This is a genomic window from Phenylobacterium sp. LjRoot219, assembly GCF_964252995.1.
GTDB lineage: Bacteria > Pseudomonadota > Alphaproteobacteria > Caulobacterales > Caulobacteraceae > Phenylobacterium.
In genome coordinates this window covers 935,438-954,003 of sequence record NZ_CAXUQI020000002.1, presented here as the reverse complement: position 1 = coordinate 954,003, position 18,566 = coordinate 935,438, and the positions used below count along the sequence as shown (strand labels likewise).

At 69.9% G+C, this 18,566-nt stretch carries 16 protein-coding genes and 1 pseudogene; 9 read left to right on the top strand and 8 right to left on the bottom strand.

What is annotated here, in order from left to right; translation table 11 throughout:
• Positions 1-25: 25 nt before the first annotated feature.
• Entirely contained in the window at positions 26-1,504 is a 1,479-nt protein-coding gene (locus ACSQ14_RS22390) for an aldehyde dehydrogenase (RefSeq protein WP_436016665.1), read from the bottom strand.
• Positions 1,505-1,634: 130 nt separating this feature from the next.
• Between ACSQ14_RS22390 and ACSQ14_RS22385 the strand changes: the two genes are divergently transcribed.
• The 3 genes and pseudogenes from ACSQ14_RS22385 to ACSQ14_RS22375 all read left to right on the top strand — a co-directional run bounded on the left by ACSQ14_RS22385 (position 1,635) and on the right by ACSQ14_RS22375 (position 3,758).
• Positions 1,635-3,032 (top strand): MmgE/PrpD family protein, encoded by a 1,398-nt coding sequence (locus ACSQ14_RS22385; protein WP_436016663.1) that lies wholly within the window; start codon positions 1,635-1,637, stop codon positions 3,030-3,032.
• Between the two features lie 59 nt (positions 3,033-3,091).
• Positions 3,092-3,313 (top strand): annotated as a pseudogene (locus tag ACSQ14_RS22380) (cation diffusion facilitator family transporter); the annotation flags it as partial.
• A 148-nt stretch (positions 3,314-3,461) separates the two neighbouring features.
• Positions 3,462-3,758: a hypothetical protein gene (locus ACSQ14_RS22375; protein WP_436017622.1), complete on the top strand. Its 297-nt coding sequence runs from the start codon at positions 3,462-3,464 to the stop codon at positions 3,756-3,758.
• A 30-nt stretch (positions 3,759-3,788) separates the two neighbouring features.
• Here ACSQ14_RS22375 and ACSQ14_RS22370 read toward each other — a convergent pair whose 3' ends face one another.
• Complete coding sequence (locus tag ACSQ14_RS22370; RefSeq protein WP_436016661.1) at positions 3,789-4,676, bottom strand: TauD/TfdA dioxygenase family protein; 888 nt, start codon at positions 4,674-4,676, stop codon at positions 3,789-3,791.
• 232 nt (positions 4,677-4,908) lie between these two features.
• Here ACSQ14_RS22370 and ACSQ14_RS22365 point away from each other — a divergent pair, with 232 nt between their 5' ends.
• The 3 genes from ACSQ14_RS22365 to ACSQ14_RS22355 all read left to right on the top strand — a co-directional run bounded on the left by ACSQ14_RS22365 (position 4,909) and on the right by ACSQ14_RS22355 (position 8,545).
• Positions 4,909-6,072: a hypothetical protein gene (locus tag ACSQ14_RS22365; RefSeq protein ID WP_436016659.1), complete on the top strand. Its 1,164-nt coding sequence runs from the start codon at positions 4,909-4,911 to the stop codon at positions 6,070-6,072.
• Positions 6,073-6,190: 118 nt separating this feature from the next.
• On the top strand, positions 6,191-7,177 hold the full coding sequence (locus tag ACSQ14_RS22360) for an alpha/beta hydrolase fold domain-containing protein (RefSeq protein WP_436016657.1): 987 nt from the start codon (positions 6,191-6,193) through the stop codon (positions 7,175-7,177).
• Between the two features lie 69 nt (positions 7,178-7,246).
• On the top strand, positions 7,247-8,545 hold the full coding sequence (locus ACSQ14_RS22355; RefSeq protein WP_436016655.1) for an amidohydrolase family protein: 1,299 nt from the start codon (positions 7,247-7,249) through the stop codon (positions 8,543-8,545).
• Positions 8,546-8,696: 151 nt separating this feature from the next.
• Here ACSQ14_RS22355 and ACSQ14_RS22350 read toward each other — a convergent pair whose 3' ends face one another.
• The 5 genes from ACSQ14_RS22350 to ACSQ14_RS22330 form a co-directional block, all read right to left on the bottom strand.
• Positions 8,697-11,060: an arylsulfatase gene (locus ACSQ14_RS22350; protein ID WP_436016653.1), complete on the bottom strand. Its 2,364-nt coding sequence runs from the start codon at positions 11,058-11,060 to the stop codon at positions 8,697-8,699.
• Positions 11,061-11,188: 128 nt separating this feature from the next.
• Complete coding sequence (locus ACSQ14_RS22345) at positions 11,189-11,524, bottom strand: hypothetical protein (RefSeq protein WP_436016651.1); 336 nt, start codon at positions 11,522-11,524, stop codon at positions 11,189-11,191.
• 58 nt (positions 11,525-11,582) lie between these two features.
• Positions 11,583-12,185 carry a pyridoxamine 5'-phosphate oxidase family protein gene (locus tag ACSQ14_RS22340; protein ID WP_436016649.1) on the bottom strand — a complete coding sequence of 201 codons (603 nt, stop codon included), beginning with the start codon at positions 12,183-12,185 and terminating at the stop codon, positions 11,583-11,585.
• Between the two features lie 102 nt (positions 12,186-12,287).
• Positions 12,288-13,277 (bottom strand): SDR family oxidoreductase, encoded by a 990-nt coding sequence (locus ACSQ14_RS22335; protein ID WP_436016647.1) that lies wholly within the window; start codon positions 13,275-13,277, stop codon positions 12,288-12,290.
• 91 nt (positions 13,278-13,368) lie between these two features.
• Complete coding sequence (locus ACSQ14_RS22330) at positions 13,369-14,076, bottom strand: phosphoribosyltransferase (protein WP_436016645.1); 708 nt, start codon at positions 14,074-14,076, stop codon at positions 13,369-13,371.
• 257 nt (positions 14,077-14,333) lie between these two features.
• Between ACSQ14_RS22330 and ACSQ14_RS22325 the strand changes: the two genes are divergently transcribed.
• The 3 genes from ACSQ14_RS22325 (at position 14,334) to ACSQ14_RS22315 (ending at position 16,675) form a co-directional block, all read left to right on the top strand.
• Complete coding sequence (locus tag ACSQ14_RS22325) at positions 14,334-14,642, top strand: glycine zipper 2TM domain-containing protein (RefSeq protein WP_436016643.1); 309 nt, start codon at positions 14,334-14,336, stop codon at positions 14,640-14,642.
• Positions 14,643-14,782: 140 nt separating this feature from the next.
• A complete protein-coding gene (ribB, locus tag ACSQ14_RS22320) occupies positions 14,783-15,916 on the top strand; it encodes a 3,4-dihydroxy-2-butanone-4-phosphate synthase (RefSeq protein ID WP_436016641.1) in 1,134 nt (377 codons plus the stop codon).
• A gap of 114 nt (positions 15,917-16,030) precedes the next feature.
• Entirely contained in the window at positions 16,031-16,675 is a 645-nt protein-coding gene (locus ACSQ14_RS22315; protein WP_436016639.1) for a TetR/AcrR family transcriptional regulator, read from the top strand.
• 22 nt (positions 16,676-16,697) lie between these two features.
• On the opposite strand, the gene ACSQ14_RS22310 is transcribed toward ACSQ14_RS22315, so the two are convergent.
• On the bottom strand, positions 16,698-18,524 hold the full coding sequence (locus ACSQ14_RS22310; RefSeq protein WP_436016637.1) for an HWE histidine kinase domain-containing protein: 1,827 nt from the start codon (positions 18,522-18,524) through the stop codon (positions 16,698-16,700).
• Between the last annotated feature and the right edge of the window lie 42 nt (positions 18,525-18,566).

The window sequence follows — 18,566 nt, the reverse complement described above, 5'->3', positions numbered from 1 at the left end:
AGGGCGTCGGCGGCTGTCCGGCGGCTCATGTCTTGATGGCGAACGGGTCGCGGGCCTCGTCGGAGAAGTCGATCATCACGTTCTTGGTCGTGGTGAACTCCATCAGCCCGTGCTCGCCGCGCTCGCGGCCGAAGCCGGAGTCCTTGACCCCGCCGAACGGCGCCTGGGCGGCGACGACCCGGTAGGTGTTGACCCACACCACGCCGGTCCGCATCGCATGGATCATCCGCATGGCCCGGGTGATGTCGCGGGTCCAGACGCCGGCCGCCAGGCCGTAGGTCGAGGCGTTGCCGAGCGCGACCGCCTCGGCCTCGTCGTCGAACGGGATGATCGACAGCACCGGGCCGAAGATCTCCTCCTGGGCCACCCGCATGTCGTTGCGCACGTCGGCGAAGATCGTCGGCTGGACGAAGAAGCCGTTGGCCAGCGCGCCCTCGCGCGCCGCGCCGCCGCCGGCGACCAACCGCGCGCCTTCGGTCTTGGCGCTCTCGATGAAGTCGAGGATGCGCTTGAACTGCGGTTCGTTCGCCGCGGTGCCCATCTCGGTCGCCGCGTCGCGCGGATCGCCGAGCACGATCTGCTTCGCCCGCTCCGCCAGCCGCTCGACCATCTGGTCGTAGACCGGCCGCTGCACCAGCAGGCGCGAGCCGGCGACGCAGGTCTGGCCGGTGGCGCCGAAGATGCCGGCCAGCGCGCCGACCACGGCGCGGTCGATGTCGGCGTCGGCGAAGACGATGTTCGGCGACTTGCCGCCGAGCTCCAGGGTCACGGGCCTAAGGTTGCGGCCGGCCTGGGCGGCGATCTCGCGGCCGACCTGCGGACTGCCGGTGAAGCTCACCTTGTCGACGCCCGGCGAGCCGACCAGCGCCTTGCCGACCCGGGCGTCGCCGGTGACCACGTTGATCACGCCGGGCGGGAAGCCGGCCTTCTCCACCAGCTTGCAGAACTCCAGCGTCGTGACCGAGGCGTGCTCGGACGGCTTGATCACCACGCAGTTGCCGGCGGCGAGCGCGGCCGGGACCTTGTTGGACATCAGCGCGATCGGCGAGTTCCAGGCGGTGATCGCGGCGATCACGCCGTAGGGCTCGCGCAGCGCCAGATCCATCATGCCGCGCTGGTCCAGCGGAATGACGCTGCCGTAAAGCTTGTCGGCGTAGCCGGCGAAGTAGCGGAAAACCCGCGCCGCATAGACCATCTGCGGGCCGGTCTCGCGGATCACCTTGCCGTTGTCGGTGGTCTCCAAGAGGCCCAGGCGCGGGGCCTCGGCCTCGATCAGGTCGGCCAGCCGGTTGAGCAGGGTGGCGCGCTGCAGCCCGGTGGTCTGCCGCCAGCTGGTCTCGTAGGCCCGGCGCGCGGCGGCGACGGCCGCCTCGACGTCGGCCTCGCCGGCCGAGGGGATGGTCGCCCAGACTTCCTGGTTGAACGGGTTGATCGCCGGCAGGGTCTCGCCGGTCGAGCTTGGACGCCAGGCGCCGTCGATGAACAACTGATACGCTTCGACCAAGGAACCGGCTCCCGTCTCGCCCCGCGAGGTAGGGCGCATCATTCGCAGCCGCCCGCCAAGTGTCAACAGTTGACTATCACCGACGCGGGCTTAAGGCTGCGGCGGGTTCCGCGTCAGGGAGGACATCGGCATGAGCGCAATCGATCAGGACACCGTTCCCCCCAGCCGCAGCCTGGCCCGGCTGGCGGCGACCTTCCGTCTCGCCGACGTGCCGGCGGCGGTGCGCGAGCGTGCCCGGCTGCACATCCTCGACGCCATCGGCCTCGGCTTCGCCTCGCACGCCCACGACTACGCCCGCCGCGCCATCGCCGGGGTCGAGGCCATCGGGGCCCGCGGCGACTGCTCCGTGCTCGGCCTCGAGCGGCGGTTCGAGGTGCGCGACGCGGCCATGCTGAACGGCATCCTGGTGCACGGGCTCGACTTCGACGACACCCACCTAGCCAGCATCATCCATCCGACCACCACCGCCCTGCCCGCCGCCCTGGCGCTCGGCGAACAGCTCGACGCCAGCGGCGAGGACCTGCTGGCCGCCTTCCTGGTCGGGGCCGAGGCCGGCATCCGCATCGGCGCGGCGGTCGACGGCGGCCTGCACCACGTGGGCTTCCACGCCACCGGGGTGGTCAGCCATTTCGCCTCGGCGATCACCGCCGGCCGGCTGCTGGGCCTGAGCGAAGACCAGATCGTCGCCGCCCAGGGCGTCGCCGGCAGCACCGCCTCCGGCATCCAGGTGTTCCTCGAGGAAGGCGCCTGGACCAAGCGCTTCCACCCGGGCTGGGGGGCGGTGGCCGGGATCACCGCCGCGCGGCTGGCACAGCACGGCTTCAAGGGCCCGTCGCGCCCCTACGAAGGCCGCTTCGGCCTGTTCGAGACCCACCTGCAGCACCACGCGGGCGAGGTGAAGACCGCAGCGCTGACCGACGGCCTCGGCGAGCTGTGGCGGTTCGGCGAGACGGCGCTGAAGCCCTACCCCGTCTGCCACTTCATCCACGGCGGCGCCGATGCGGCGATCGAGCTGCACGGCGAGATCGCCGGGGCGGAGATCGTCGCGGTGCGCGCCCTGCTGCCGCAACCGACCCTGCACATCGTCGCCGAGCCGGCCGAGCAGAAGGAGCGGCCGACCACCGACTACGAGGGCAAGTTCAGCGCCCAGTTCGTCATAGCCACCTGCCTGCTGAAGGGCGCGTTCGGCATGGCCGACCTGCAGCCCGAGGCCTTCGCCGACCCGGCGATCCTGGCGCTGACCGCCAAGGTGAAGTGCGAGGCCGACCCGGACAGCGCGTTCCCGACCTACTTCTCCGGCGGCGTCGAAGTGAGCTTGAGCGACGGCCGCGTGCTGAAGCGCCACGTCCGCATCAACAGCGGCGCCGGCGAGCGGGCGATGACCGCCGACCAGGTGATGAAGAAGTTCATGGGCTCGGCGACGCTGACCCTCAGCGCCGCCCGCGCCGAGCGGGTCTGCGCCGCGGTGCTCGACCTCGAGCGGCTGTCGGCGCGCCAACTGGCCGCCGCGCTGCGCACCGAAGGCTGAGGCCGCCGCAAGCCTAGACGCGGGGAACCGGACGCCGCCGGGCGCGATCCGCCTGGGACATGGCGCGAGTTCAAGGCTCGACGCGCGTGGTGCTGGTCGCCCTGGGCGGCAACCTCGCGATCAGCCTCACCAAATTCGCGGCGTACGGGCTGACCCGTTCGACCGCCATGCTCACCGAGGCGATCCACTCGCTGGTCGACACCGGCGATCAGCTGCTGCTGCTGATCGGCCAGCGGCGCGCGGCGCAGCCGCCCGACGCCTCGCATCCGTTCGGCTACGGGATGGAGACCTACTTCTGGTCGTTCGTCGTCGCACTGATGATCTTCCTCGCCGGCGGGGCGGTGTCTCGGCGTCGCCGGGACCAGCCTGCTGGGCCTGCCCTGGGCCGACGGGGCGGCGTCGATCGCCATCGGCCTGCTGCTGATCGCGGTGGCTTTCTTCCTCGCCAACAAGACCCGCAGCCTGATCGCCGGCGAGGCCGCGGCCCCCAGCGCCGAGCAGCGGATCCGCGCGGCGGTCGACGCCGCCGCCCCCGAGGCGCTCATCGTCCGGGACATGCTGACGCTGCAGTTGGGGCCGCGCACGATCCTGGTGGTCGTGGTGTTCGACCTGCGCACGCCGTTCACCACCGCGCAGTGGCGCGCGGCGACGGCGCACATGACCCAGGCCTGCCTGCGCAGCGACGCCCGCGTCAGCCAGGTGTCCTTCCAGCCCGCTCCGGCCTGAAGGCAGGCCGAGGGCGGACCAGCGGGGGCGTCAGGCCGGTTCGAGCAGCTTCGCCACCGCGGCGGGGTCGGCGATGTGGCCCGGCTTCTCGTGGCCGCCGATGCTGGTGCGGTGCATGACCCGATGGGTGTCGGTGTAGGGCACCACTCGGTGCATCAGGCTTTCGTTGTTCCAGATCACCAGGTCGCCGACTTGCCACTCGTGGCGGTAGACGAACTCAGGCTGCGCCGCCCACTGCTGCAGCCGACACAACAGCGCCCGGCCGTGCGCGCCGCCCAGGCCGACGATCCCGTCGGCGTGGGTGCCAATCAGCAGCGACTTGCGCCCGTCCGCGTGGGTCCAGACCAGCGGATGCTCCATTGGCTCGACCATGCTGCGCCAGCGGTCGAGGCGCTCCTGCGACGGATGGCCGTAGACCGGGCGGACTGAGGCCTCGAGCGTGTGGATCACCCGCAGGCCTTCGAGCTCCGCCTTCTCCGCATCGGACAGCCGCTCATAGGCTGCGATCAGGTTGGCGAACTCGGTCGAACCGCCGGTGTCGGACAGGTGGCGCGCCGACAGCACCGTCGCCTTCGGCAGCGGCATGTCCATGGTCACGCCGTCGACGTGCCAGAAGAAGGTGCCGAGCACATAGTCCGGCTCCTTGTTGATCTTCTTGTCGAGCGTGACCTTGTAGACGTCCTGCGCGGACACGTCCGAGCCCGGGACCCGGCGGGTGAAATTGACCCGCTCGCCGAGGCGGTCGGTGAAGGCGAGCTGCAACTCGTCGCTGACGTTGATCTTCGGGAACACCAGCACGCCGCGCTCTTCCAGCGCCGTGCGCACGGCTTCCACCACTTCGTCGTCCAGCAGATGCTTCTGGTCCACCAGGACGCGGCCGCCGACCAACGGCTTGATCGGTTCGATGGTCACGCTCATCGAGCTTCCTCCCTGATTTTTATGCTGAAGTATCTGGGGACGGGCGGGGTCCAAGTCCAGACACGAGTTCGTCTCATTTCGGGGACTTCGCGCCGCCGGAGCGATATCGGCGCGGCAGGTCGACGAGCTCCGTCCGCTACGCAAACGCTTTGACATTCGAACAATTCTAACTCCAATGCGGAGCAACGAGTCTCCGCTGCTCCGGAGACCGAAGCTGGAACGGAGGAAGCGTATGGCGCGGCTGGCGAGGCTCTACCGCTATGGGGCCGTTGCGGGCGGCCTGGCCCTGCTGGCGCTGTCGACCGGCGCCGGTCAGCCGCAGGCCAATCCGGACTACGGCTTCGTGCTGAGCGACATGAGCCTGCTGTTCTATCTCGGCGACGACAAGCTCGACTGCCCGAACGGCCGCTCGCCGAGCACCCGCGAGGCCTTCCTCGAGAGCCAGACGCCGGTCGAGCGGGCGCGCCTGCAGAAGCCGGAGAACGCCGAGGAGCTCGAGCACAAGTACAAGACCGACTATGTGTTCGGTCCCGGCGGCAAGGACATCTGCAGCAACCCCGAAGCGTTCGACACCCCCGAGCGGATCCTGCAGAAGCCGACCCAGAGCAAGATCGCCCCGGGTATGGACCTGGACGGCGCGGCCAGCGCGGACCAGCCGGCGCCCGGCACCTGCGGCCATGACAGCTTCGTCGGCACCTCCGGCGCGCAGGGCGTCGACAACCAGTATTACCGGGCGATCGCCTGCAACACGCTATGGCGCGGCGTCAACGGCTCGCCGGGCGACTTCCGCGGCGAACTCCACTGGCATGACCAGAACGCGGTGGCCGTGGTCGTGCGCAGCGTCGACAGCTGGGACAACGACCCGCAAGTCGAGGTGGTGATCGCCGCCTCCGCCGACCGCCCGCCGGTCGACGCGACCCAGAAGATCGTCGACGGCGGCAGCGTCGGCATCACGCCCGGCGACAAGTATCGCACCGTCACCCGCGGCCGCATCGAGAACGGCGTGCTGATCACCGAGCCGGCGAACGTCACCCTGCCGATGAACTGGGTCGGCGCCAGCGGCGGCGAGTTCATGCTGCGCCATGCGCGCATCCGCGCGAAGCTGACGCCCGAGGGCGGGCTGAAGGGCGAGGCCGGCGGCTACCGGCCGATCGACAATGCGATGGGCACCAAGCGGGTCGGCGGCCCGGGCGTGGCGAGCACCGCCGGCCTGGAATGCGCCTCGGTGCGCAAGACCCTGCGGCTGCTGGCCGACGGCGACCGCGACCCGAAGACCGGCCAGTGCGCCTCGGTCTCCACCGCGCTCAGCTTCGCCGCCCTGCCGGCCTTCGTGTTCGACCAGGGCGCGCTGGTCGGCGCCCCTGGCGGCAAGGCGCTGCGGCAGGCGCAGCGCTGACGCGGCCCCGCTTTCGGTTTGCCTGATCCATCGCGCCGTGATGACCTTCCGCGGCGAGCACGGAAGTCCGGGCGCTGATCCTTGACGACACCGGACCGTTGCGACGCGGGAGGAAGCGATGGCCTACAGCGACGCGCGGATGTTCGTGCCGGCTCGCACCCTCCCCGTGCCGACGACGATCAGTCCGCAGGCCCAGGCGGTGCTGGCGCAGGGCAGCCCTTACGGTCACGCTGAAGAGCCCGACCCGCGCGACAAGGCGGCCTGGGCGCAGCGCGTCGAAGAGCGCAACGCCATGCTGACCGAGATGATCGAAGCCCGGTTCGCCGCGCAGCGGGAGGCTTTCACCTTCGCGGCGCAACCGCTGTCGGCGGCCACCCTGCATGTGGTGACGCCGAAGGAGCTGAGGCCCGGGGACGAGCGCCGCGCGGTGCTCTACGTCCACGGCGGCGGGTTCACGATGGGCGGCGGGATCGCCGCGGCCTACGCGGCGGCCGGAATCGCCGGCCTGGCGAAGCTGCGGACCTTCTCGGTCGACTACCGGATGCCGCCGCAGTCGCCGTTTCCGGCCGGGCTCGACGACGCCGTGGAGGCCTACCGCGTCCTGCTCGACCGCTATGCGCCCGAGCACATCGCGGTCTATGGCGCCTCGGCTGGCGGCGGCCTTGCGGCCTCCTGCCTGCTCAAGGCGCGCGACCTGGGGCTGCCGATGCCGGGGGCTTGCGTGCTGCGCTCGCCCGAGGCCGACCTCACCGAATCCGGCGACAGCTTCGAGACCAACAACGGGGTCGACCCGGTGCTCGGCCGCCTGACCAACTCCATCGCGCTCTACGCCGACGGGCACGACCTGACGGACCCGTACCTGTCGCCGCTGTACGGCGATTTCAACAAGGGCTTCCCACCGACCCTGCTGACCTCCGGCACGCGGGACCTGTTCCTGTCCAACACGGTGTTGATGCACCGTGCCCTGCGGCGCGCCGGGATCGTCGCCGACCTGCAGATCTGGGAAGCCATGGGGCACGCGGGCTTCCTGGGCGCCGCGCCGGAAGACCACGAGATGTTCGCCGAGGAGGTGGAGTTCATCCGGCAGCGTCTAGCCAGCCGCTAAAAAAGCCGGGCGGCGCGTGGTAGATTGCCCGGGCATGCTCGCGGCTGGTCTCGATCCATGGAGGCCGTCATGCCGGACGACGACGCAAGGACCAGCTCGGTCCTGAAAGCAGGGGCGGACGACGCCCGCCGCTACTGGCTCGAGGAGGGCTGGGCCCCCGGCGGCTATGTCCGCCAGGTCGACTACGCGGCGCACTCGAAGGGCGTCCACCCGCTGTTCGAAGGCATCAAGATCGTCGACTGCGACACCCATTTCACCGAGCCGCCGGACCTGTTCGCCGCCAACGCGCCGGCGGGGATGAAGGACCGGATGCCGTACGTCAAACGGGTCAACGGCATCGACTATTGGTTCATCGGCGACAAGAACTTCGGCTCGCTCGGCGGCAACGTGATCGGCAAGGATCACAACAAGCTGCTCGGCCGCCTCGCCTACCAGACCTACGACGAGATCAATCCCGGCGCCTATCTGGTGAAGCCGCGCTTAGCGGAAATGGACGCGATGGGCGTCTGGGCGCAGATCTGCTTCCAGAACTCCGGCGTCACCCAGGCCGGCTCGCTGCTCGCGCTCGGCGATCCCGAGTACGCGATGACCATCATCCGGATGTACAACGACGCCTGCGCCGACCGCATGCGGGAGTCCGGCGACCGCATCAACTGCCTGGCGACCCTGCCCTACTGGGACAAGGACCTGCTGAACGCCGAGACCCGGCGGATCATCGACCTCGGCGTCCGCGGCGTGATCATGCCGGACCGTCCGGAGCGCCTCGGGGTGTCCGGCTACATCGGCCCCGACGGCCAGGTTTCGCCGTTCTGGGAAGAGTTCTTCGAGATCTGCAGCTCGACCGGCACGCCGTTGAACTACCACCTCAACGCCGCGCTCGATGCGGACTCGGCGATCTGGGACAACCTCGGCTTCGACCAGCGGCTGCCGATCCACGCCATGCTGCACCACATCGGCACCTGCGCCACCATGGCCAACTTCATGGTGTCCGGTCTCTTGGACAAGTATCCGACGCTGAAGATCGGCCTGATCGAAAGCGGCTCCGGCTGGGTGCCGTTCGTGCTCGAGGCGATGGAGCATCAGCTCGACGAGTTCCGCACGCGGCAGAACCGCGGCCTGCAGCGCCGGCCGAAGGAGTACTTCCGCCAGTTCTGGGTCAGCTACTGGTTCGAGTCCTACGCGCCGAAGCACATGCTCGAGGAAATCGGCGTCGACCGGGTGATGTTCGAAACCGACTTCCCGCACCCGACGTCGCTTTACCCCGGGGTGCAGGACAAGCTGGTCGAGACCCTCGGCGACTACGACTACGAGACCCGCAAGCGGGTGCTCGAGCGCAACGCCGTCGAGCTCTACAACCTGCCGTTCTGAGCCTCTCCGCTGTCATCCCGGGTTCGCGAAGCGGAGACCGGGACCCAGGAACACGGCGCTCAGAGGCTTGGCGCGAGGCCGGCCGCCACGGTGTTCTTGGATCCCGGACAGCCGCTGACGCGGCCTCCGGGATGACATGGAAAGCGGATCCCTACTGCCGGGCCATGGCGGTCTTGAGATAGGCCTTCATGGCCTCTTCCTTGTCCTCCAGCCGCTGGCCGGTGACGTCGACCAGCACCTTTTTGACCGTTCCGGTGAAGGCGAACGGCGGCATGTAGTCGGTCATCACCGGCGAGCCGGAGTCCGATCCGACGCAGACGCCGGCGGAGAGCCCCAGCGACAGCGGGATTGTGACCGGCAGGTCGCCGGCGCCGACCGGCTTGCCGTCGACGAGCAGCTTGATGTTCGCCGGCACGCCCTTGCCCTTGGCGACGTCCGGCTTGCCGGTCGGGGTGAACTCGAAGCTGAAGATGTGGTCGCCGTCCGGGATCGCGCTGTCGGACTGCACCTTGAAGTGCTGCTCGGCGACGTAGTTGTAACCGTAGGTCAGCTTGCCGCCCTGGACGTAGAGGGCGAAGCCGCCGTCGTTGCCGCCCATCGAGAACAGGCAGCCCTCCGCGCCCTTCGGCGCAGTGGCGTGGACGGAGATCGAATGCGGCACGTTGAGCAGCCGCGGCGCCGCATTGGTCGGCACGACCTGGGTGCCGGGGTAGTAGACGTAGCTCTTGCGGTCCTCAGCGATCTGCGGCCGCGGCTCGCCGAGACGCAGGGTGCCGCGGCTGTCGATCGGCAGGACGTCGTACTTGCCGGCCTCGACGTACCACATGCCGATCATCGCGATCAGCCGGTCGCGCTCCTTGTCGGCGAGGTTGGCGGTCTCGGCGCAGTCGTCCTTGAGGTTGTAGAGCTCCCAACCGTGCGCATCGAGGTCGGTGAGCTTGTCGTAGTCGATCGGCGCGCCGAACTCCTTGCCGGATTCGACGAAGGACGTGCCCGGCCACGGGCAAACCGCCCGCCAGCCGTCGTGATAGAGCGACCGATGGCCGAACATCTCGAAGTACTGGGTGACGTGCAGCGCCTCGGCCTTGGCGTTGTCGAACGATGACTTCAGACTGAAGCCCTGGATCGGCGATTGGGTGACGCCGCGGATCTGGGTCGGCGGCTCGACGCCGAGCGCGTCCAGCACCGTCGGCACCATGTCGATGGCGTGGGCGAACTGGGTGCGGATCTCGCCCTTCGCCTTGATGCCCTTCGGCCAGCAGACCATGAACGGATCCGACACGCCGCCGCGGTAGGTCTCGCGCTTCCAGCGCCGGAACGGGGTGTTGCCGGCATGGGTCCAACCCCACGGATAGTGGTTGAAGTACTTCGGCCCGCCGATGTCGTCGATGGCGGCGAGGTTCTGCTTCAGGTCGTCAGGGACGTTGTTGAAGAACTTGTTCTCGTTGACCGAGCCGTGCGGCCCGCCCTCGGCGCTGGCGCCGTTGTCGGAGATCACCATGATCAGGGTGTTCTCGTACTCGCCCAGCTCCTTCAGGAAGGCGATCAGCTCGCCGATGTAGTGGTCGGTGTGCTCCAGGAAGCCGGCGAACACCTCCATCATCCGGGCGTACAGCCGGCGCTCGTCGGCCGGCAGCTTGCCCCAGTCCTGCACGTCGGGATCATGCCGCGACAGGGTGGTGTTCTTGGGGATGACCCCTAGCTCCTTCTGCCGCGCGAACACCTTCTCGCGATAGGCGTCCCAGCCGTCGTCGAACTGGCCCTTGTACTTGTCGGCCCATTCCTGGGGGACGTGGTGCGGCGCGTGCTGGGCGCCGGTGCAGAAGTACATGAAGAACGGCTTCTCCGGCGCCACCTGCTTGGCGTCGGCGATCATCGCCTTGGCCTTCTCCACCAGGTCCGGCGTCAGGTGGTAGCCTTCTTCCGGGGTCTTCTCCGGCTCGGTCTGCGAGTTGTCGCGCACCAACTCCGGGTAATACTGGTGCGTATCGCCCCCCAGGAACCCGTAGTAGCGCTCGAAGCCGCGCCCCAGCGGCCAGCGGTCATAGGGTCCGGCCGCCGACGTCGCCTCGGACGGCGTCAGGTGCCACTTGCCGATCGCGTAGGTGTTGTAGCCCTGCTGCTGCAGGATTTCCGAGAGCATGCCGTTCTCGAACGGCATGTAGCCGTTGCCGCCTGGATACCCCGTCGACCCCTCGGTGATGCAGGACATCGCGTTGGAGTGATGGTTGCGGCCTGTGACCATGCAGGAGCGCGACGGCGAGCAGAGCGCCGTGGTGTGCATGTTGGTGTAGCGCAGGCCGTCGGCCGCCAGGGCGTCGAGGTTCGGCGTCTTGATCGGGCTGCCGTAGCAGCCCAGGTGGCCGAAGCCGGTGTCGTCCAGCACGATGAACAGCACATTCGGCGCCCCGGCCTTGGCCCGGTTCGGCGCCGGCCACGCCGGCTTGGATACGTCGAAGGTCCGGCCGATCACGCCGGGAAAGGCTTGGCCAGGCTGGTACTCGGTAAGCGGCATCGCGGCGTCTCCTGGTTGGGCCGCGATTGAGCCTGCCCAGCCGGGCCGCCGGTATTAGGTGAACCCCGGAGACTCCGGCCAAGGCGTTCGCACCTTGGCGTGAACGCCCGCGCCGCAGTCGCCGCCGCTTAAGGGCCGGTGTGCCAGGTGCGGTATTCCGGCGGCGTCTCGCTGGGATCGGCGGTCCGCAGGTCCACCAGCCGGCGCGCGACCGGGGTCAGGTCGCCTGACAGGTCAGCATGGTCGAGCGCCGCGACGAGCTGATCGTGGGTCAGGCCGAAGTGCTCGACCAGCGCCTGGGCGGCGCGGTAGGCGGGGCTGTCGCGCCCGGCCCGGCCCAGGCTGTCCCGGTAGTCGGTGAAGTCGTCGTACTGCAGCAGGTCGCGCAGCGCCGCCGCCAGCCGCTGTTCGTCCGGCGCATGGGCAGGGCCCGCGGCCGCGGGGATGTTCGGCTCGGTCTGCATGGCGATCTCCTGGGTGACTCTGCAGGAGAGTCCGCCGCGCGCAGACAGGTTCCGCCCCTCAGAGCTTGGAGTTGCTGATCTCCGTCAGCCGGTCGAACTCCGCCTCGATCTCCGGGCGCTCGAGCGCTTCGGCGTAGATCCGGCCGAAGGAGATTTTCGTGGGCTCGTCCCAGGTTTCCGGCTGCCAGAGCCCCGCGCGCCGGGCCGAGCGGACGCAGTGGAACGCCGCCCGGTCGATCTCCACGCGGATCACCAGCACCGCCGGCTCGCCGCGGGCGGACAGCCGCTCGCAGGTCTCGCGATCATCGATCAACGAGGCGCGGCCGGAGATCCGCAGCACCTCGTCGGTGGCCGGCCGCACCAGCATCAGGCCGACGCGCGGCTCGGCGAGGATGTTGCCCAGCCCCAACGCCAGCTGGTTGCCCTTCCGCTCTGGAATCAACAGGGTCTGGCGATCGACGATCTCGACGAAGCCGGGATCATCGCCCTTCGAGCTCAGCTCCAGGCCCCAACTTCCGATCGTGCCGAGAACCAGGAACGGGCTGCGCCGGATGAACTCCACGCCCTGGTCGCACAGGCGATCGCGCAACTTGGCGCCGGCGCGCGGGCTGGGTTCCGGGATGATCTCGCGCAGCCGCGCCAGCGTCGTGATCTGCGCCATGATCTCTCCTGTCCGCCGATCTAACGTGGCGCGGCCCATGGCGGCCGACAATGCGTCAGGTCGAGGTATCGTCGGCGCGATCCCCGGCTCCCCGAGCTCGGATCAGCTCAACACCGCCCTGGCCCACGGCCCGTAGGGCGTCGCGCCAAGCAGCGCCAGCTGGGTCTCCGCCGACACCCGGTTGATCGCCTCCTGCGGCTTGGGCCCGGGGTGCACCGGACGGCGCAGCGGCCGCTGGCCGGCCGGCAGGGCGGCGATCTCGGCGATCGCCCGCGGCACGTCCATCGGATCGGGCTGGCCGCCGCCGCCGCCGCCCTGCCGGCCGCCCATCCGCGCGACCATCTCCGGATAGCCGGCCGTGTGACGCGCGTCGGCGCGCGCCCGCAGCGCGCCGGTGTAGCGGTTCATGTTGGCCCCGACATTGGTCGGAAAGCCGCCGGGCTGGATGATGGTCACCTCGATCCCGTGCGGCGCCAGTTCGTAGGCCAGCTGCTCGCTCATCGACTCGACGGCGAACTTGGTCGCCGAATAGAGCCCGAACCCCGGCATGATGATCCGGCCCTGCTGCGAGGACACGTTGACGATCAGCCCGCCGCGGCGCTGGCGCATCCCCGGAAGCACGGCGCGCGCCGTCCGGTGGTAGCCGTAGACGTTGGTGTCGAAGGCCAGCCGGGCGGCCTCCAGATCCTGCACCTCGACCGGGCCGCCGATGACGATGCCGGCGTTGTTGACCAGCACGTCGATCGGCCCGCCGTTGCGGCGCTCGGCTTCCGCCACCGCGGCGGCGACCTGCGTGTCCGACAACACGTCGAGCTCGAGGATCTGGATGTCGAGCTTCTCGGCCTCGGCGATCTGCTGCAGCTCGGCCGCCTCGGGCCGCGGCAGGTTGCGCATGGTGGCGAACACCCTCGCCCCCTGGCGGGCGTACAGCAACGCGCCCAGGCGGCCGAAACCGGACGAGGCGCCGGTGATCAGGAAGGTCTTGCCGGCGAGGGCCCGCGACGACGCGGGCTGCGCGCAGGCCGGCGCCGCGACAGCGGCCGCCGCCGCTCCCGTCCCGGCGAGCACATGGCGACGGCTGAAGCTCGGCATTTCGGATCTCCGCTGCAGAGATGAGAAGGCGGTGAGATCCTAACCCAAGCCGGCCCCGCGCGGCGGATCGTTCGCACTCTGAGGGCCGACGCTATGGCCGACGGTCCGCACCGACCAACCCAGCCCCACGATCCTCGGGGGCGGCGGGGCCGGCTCGGGCGAGCAGCTCGACGACCTCTTCGTCGGAGGTCTGGCGGAAGTCGCGGTACCAGAGGCCGACCGCGCGGAACGGCGTCGGCGTGCACAGGCAGACCATCTCGTCGGCGTCTTCGGCGAGCTTCAGGATCACTTCCGACGGGCCGACCGGCAACGCCGCGACCAGCCGCCCGACCTCGGCCTTCTCGAGCCCCTGCATCGCCGCGCGCAGCGTGCCGCCGGTCGCCGCCCCGTCGTCCACCAGCAGCACCGTGCGGCCATGCACGTCGATCGGCTCGCGGCCGCCGAGATAGGCCTCGCGGCGGCGCTCGATCTCCTGCAGTTCGCGGCGGACCTGCTCGGCGATGTAACTGGGCGGCGGTTCGATCAGCTCGCCGCCGTCCGCATTCATCACCACCTGCGGATCGGCCCCGTCGACGATCGCGCCGATGCCCAGCTCCGGGTGGCCCGGCGCGCCGATCTTGCGGACGAACAGCAGGTCGAGCGGGGCGACCAGCTCGACGGCGATCTCATAGGCGACCGGCACGCCGCCGCGGGGTAGCGCCAGGACGACCGGATCCTGGTCGACATAATCGCGCAGGGCGTCGGCCAGCTTCCGCCCGGCGTCGCGACGGTCGGCGAAGATCGGCGGGCGGACATTCATGCCGCATCTCCCGCTAAGGCCCCGATCCAAAAGAACATCCGCCGGCCCGCCCGGGTTCGCCTCGGGCGGCGCGCGATCCTGAGCACCTGCGACGTTCTGACCTGCACAAAGCGCCCCGCCCGGCCCGATCCCCGCCGCAATCGCTCAAGATGAACGCCGCATGAAAAGGCGCTTCAGGTAAGCGCAAGCGCCGCCATGACAAACCGCTCATCAAGAAGACGCGCCGGCCACCCGCCGAGCGAGGGGAGACTAAGAGAATGTCACGCAAGCTGATCACCGCCGCCGTCATCGCCGCTTCCGCCCTGGCGGGCCTGCCGGCCGTCGCCGAGGCGCATGACGGCCACGGCCATCGCCGCGGCCACAAGCACCACCATCATCACAGCGAGAACCGCTACCGCGAGAACTGCCGCACCAGCGGCACCACGGGCCTGATCGTCGGCGGCGCCGCCGGCGCGCTGCTGGGCCGCGAAATCGACGGCGGTCGCGACCGGATGACCGGCACCATCGTCGGCGCCGGCACCGGCGCGCTGCTCGGCCGCGAGATCTCCAAGAAGTCGCGCTGCTGAGGCGCACTGACGCCCCTGGGGACTCCGCCATGGCCCCCGCTCGCGCAAAGGACTAAAAGGCCAGCCGAATTTTGGCCTGGGCCCATCGGTCCGGCGGCCGCCCCTTTAGGCGGCCGCCCTCCCTTGCAGAGACGAACCACGTGGCGGACACGGACATCTCCCCGATCGAGCAGATCATCGAAGACGCTCGCAACGGCCTGCCCTACATCCTGGTCGATGCCCCGGACCGCGAGAACGAGGGCGACATCATCATCCCGGCGCAATTCGTCACGCCGCGGATGATCAACTTCATGGCGACCCACGCGCGCGGGCTGATCTGCCTGGCGATGACCGGCGAGCGGTCGAAACAGCTCGGCCTGGCGCCGCAGGTGATGCGCAACCAGTCGGGTCACGGCACCGCCTTCACCGCCTCGATCGAGGCTCGCGAGGGGGTGACGACCGGCATCTCCGCCCATGACCGGGCGCACACCATCGCCGTCGCCGTCGACGCCTCGAAGGGCCGCAACGACATCGTCTCGCCGGGGCACATCTTCCCGCTGGTCGCGCGCGACGGCGGCGTACTGGTCCGCGCCGGCCACACCGAGGCTGCGGTGGACATCTCGCGCCTCGCCGGGCTGAACCCGGCCGGGGTGATCTGCGAGATCATGAACGACGACGGCACGATGAGCCGCCTGCCCGAGCTGATCGAGTTCGCCCGCCAGCACGAGCTGCACATCGGCACCATCGCCGATCTGATCGCCTACCGCCGCCGCTCGGAGGCGCTGGTGGAGCGTGTGGTCGAGGCGCCGTTCTCCAGCCACTACGGCGGCGACTTCCGGGTCGTGGTCTATCGCAACCGGATCGACGGCGGCGAGCACGCCGCCCTGGTCCGCGGCCGCGTGCAGCCGAACGTCCCGACCCTGGTGCGGGTGCACCAGACCGACCTCGCCGCCGACGTGCTGGGCTGGAGCGAGGCGCGCCGCGACCACGTGCCCGACGCGTTGCGCACGCTGGCGGAACATGACGGACCGGCGGTGGCGGTGTTCGTGCGCGATTCCAACCCGAATGCGATCTCCGAGCGGATCAGCGCCGGCGCGGAGGCCTATCGTGCGAACCGCCGCCAGCGCGAACTGGGGATCGGCGCACAGATCCTGCGGGACCTGGGCGTCCAGGACATGATCCTTCTGACCAACCTTCAGCGAAAGTTGAGCGTGCTGGAGGGCTTCGGCCTGCGGGTGGTCGACCGCCGGCCGCTCGCCGCGGAAGCCCCCGGCGGGGCACGCCGCGCCGGCTGACGGCGCGCGCCTTTCGATTGCATCGAGGGGCAATCATTCCGGCGGAGGCGGCGGACCTGGGTTTCAAGTGGAATTGGCGGATCGGCCAGAACAGGCCTATCAAGACTCGACGCTATGCAGCAGCTGACCCGCAATCATCGCCCCGGCGCCGGTCGCCCGACTCGTGAACAGGCCGAGTTGCGGCACGAAGAACTGCTCGACCGCGCACTGGAGCTGTTCCTCGAGAAGGGCTTCGAGCTGGTCACCATGGAGGCGATCGCCGCCGCCGTCGGCATGACCAAGCGCACCGTCTATGCGCGCTACGAAGACAAGAGCGCGCTGTTCCGCGCCGCGGTGCAGCGCGCCATCGAACGCTGGGTGATCCCGGTCGAGGCCCTGCAGGCCGTCGAGACCGAGGACCTGGAAGCCACCCTGGTCGCCATCGCCCGGATTCGGCAGGCCAACGCCATCAGCCCGGTCGGCCTGCGGATGCAGCGGATCGTCAACGCCGAGTCCTACCGGTTCCCGGAAATCCTGCATGCCCTGGAGCACGGCACGCGGCCGACCATCGTCTATCTCGCCGGCCTGCTGAGCCGCTACGCCCAGCAGGGCCAACTGCACATCGAGGATGCGGAGATCGCCGCGGCGACCTTCCTCAGCATGGTGATCGGCGGGCCGACGCGTTCCATCGTCCTCGGCGGGCCGGTCGACGAAGCAGCTCTGGAGAAGCGCATCCAGATCTGCGTGCGGATGTTCCTGAACGGCGTGCGGCCGCGCTGAGGCGCGGGCCCGGCGACCGGCGTCAGACCGTCAGCCGGCTCTTCTCGGAATCGTGAGGGGCCAGCCGCAGGCGGGCGCTGGTCGGCGCCTGGATCGTGCAGGCCAGGCCGTCGGGCGCATAGTCCAGCACCACCTTGCCGCCCAGTTCCGCGGCGACGCCGCGCTGCAGCAGGCGCGCGCCGAAGCCGCCGCGGGTCGGCGGCGACACCGGCGGGCCGCCGCTTTCGCGCCAGACGATGCGCACCTGGCCGCCCTCGACGGCGGTCGTGATGTCGACGTGGCCGCCATTGCGCCAGGCGCCGTGCTTGATCGCGTTGGTCGCGAGCTCATGCACCGCCATGCCGAGGCTGACCGCGTAGTTGGGGTCGAGGCGCAGGTCCGGCCCAGCGTACCGCCAGTCGTTGCCGTAGGGCCTGAGCGTGACCTCCACCAGTTCGCGGAACGAGGCGCTGGTCCAGGCGTGCTTGACCAGCAGGTCGTGGGTGCTGGAGAGCGCCATCAGCCGCTCGATGAACAGGTCGCGCGCCTCATGCAGCTCGCGCGCGCCGGCCAGGGTCTGCACCGCCACCGACTGGACCGAGGCCAGGGTGTTCTTCACACGGTGGTTGAGCTCGTCGAGCAGCAGCTTCTGCCGCGCCTCGTGCTCGCGCATCTGCCCCATGGTCTGGAGGATCTCCAGCTCGTGACGCTTGCGCTCGGTGATGTCCATGGTCGCGACGACCACCCGCCGGGGCTGCTCCTCCTCCGGCACCACCTCGGCGACGCAGTAGATCCAGGCCTCCTCGCCCTCGCGGTGGATGCGGAATTCGCAGCGGAAAGGCCCCTGGGTAGCGACCGCCCTTTCCCACTCGGCGCGGACCCGCGCCTGATCGCGGGGGTCGACGATGTGCAGCGGATTCGGCCAGAGGTCGCTGTAGCGCGACACGTCCTCGTCGGCCTGCGGCGACGACGGCAGCAGAGACTGCCGATCGAAATCGAGCTCGAAGACCTCCATCCCCGCGAGCTGGGCGGCGAGCTTGAGCCGGCGCTCGGCGCGCTCGACGGCTTCCCGGGAGGCCACCTCGTCGGAGATGTCCATGCCGGCGCCGCGAATGCCGACGCAGACGCCCTCCTCGTAAATCGGCTCGCCGAACTCCCGGACCCAGCCGAGCGTGCCGTCGTGGCGCTTGATCTGCGCGTCGTAGCGGAAGGACTCGCCCGTCCGGCAGGCGCGCTCGATCATCCCCTGGATCCGCGCTGCGTCCTCCGCGCGGAACATCTCGAACGAGGCTTCGCTGTCGAGCTCGCCGTGCTCGGGCCCGCCGCGCATCGCCTGCACGCCGGCCCCGGCGACCCGCGTGACGTTCCGCCGGAAATCCATCTCCCAGCTGCCGAGATAGACCATGTCGGCGACCGCGCGCAGCACCGAGGCTTCATGGCTCGCGACCCGTTCGCGAGCCTCGGCCGCAAGCCGCGCCTCCTCCAGCTCGGTCACGTCGCGCGAGGTCACGAGCACGGCGATCGGCGCGCCCGCCTCGTCGCGCAGCGGCGAAACCACGGTGTCCAGGTATCGCAGCCCGCCGGCCGATTTCGCGATCGGCGCGCTGAAGCGACGGGTCTCTCCCCCAGCCGCGGCCTCGACGCCGACCCGCGCGGCGGCGCGATCCGGCGCAGCCCACTGCAAGAACCAGCTGGCGCCCGGCCGCACGGCGTCCGCGCCGAGCAGGGTCGCCGCCGCGGAATTGGCGAACTGCACAATCCCGGCGAAGTCCAGAATCAGGACGCCGTCGGGGCTGTTCTCGAACGCCCGGCGCACGCCGCCCTCGGCGACGAACTCCATCGATCTCAATGTGCCGCCTGACGACGCCATCTACGCTCCGAGCCCAGAAGGCCGGGATCCCTGCCGACGAGC